This is a genomic window from Streptomyces chisholmiae (assembly GCF_031845445.1).
GTDB classification, from domain to species: domain Bacteria; phylum Actinomycetota; class Actinomycetes; order Streptomycetales; family Streptomycetaceae; genus Streptomyces; species Streptomyces chisholmiae.
Map to the genome: position 1 here is coordinate 1 of NZ_JAVREO010000142.1, position 467 is coordinate 467.

The following is a 467-nucleotide window of genomic DNA, read 5'->3' on the forward strand; positions in this document are numbered from 1 at the left end:
AGTATCCCTCGACCCTCCGGATCACGGTCGTCGAGCGAGTGCCGGTGGTGGTCAAGGACTATCCCGACGGTCCCCATCTGTTCGACCGCGACGGCGTGGATTTCGCCACCGAGCCGCCACCGCCGACGCTGCCGTATCTGGATACCGACAACCCGGGGCCGACCGATCCGGCCACCAAGGCCGCGCTCGAGGTGATGCTGGCGCTGCCGCCGGATGTCGTCGCACAGGTGGGCCGGATCGCCGCGCCTTCGGTGGCCTCGATCGCGCTGACGGTGGCCGATGGCCGGGTTGTGGTGTGGGGGACCAACGATCGGACCGATGAGAAGGCGCTGAAGCTTGCGGCCCTGCTGACCCAGCCGGGTCACACCTATGACGTGTCCAGCCCGGATCTGCCGACTGTCAAGTAGATCCGGCAAAAATTGCCGCGCGGCGCGTCGGCGCGCCTGCCGCGATCACCGGCGTTGTCC

1 pseudogene is annotated in these 467 nt (G+C 68.3%); it reads left to right on the forward strand.

From position 1 onward, the window contains the following. Positions 1 to 407 (forward strand): annotated as a pseudogene (locus RM844_RS32485) (cell division protein FtsQ/DivIB); the annotation flags it as partial. Positions 408 to 467: the final 60 nt, after the last annotated feature.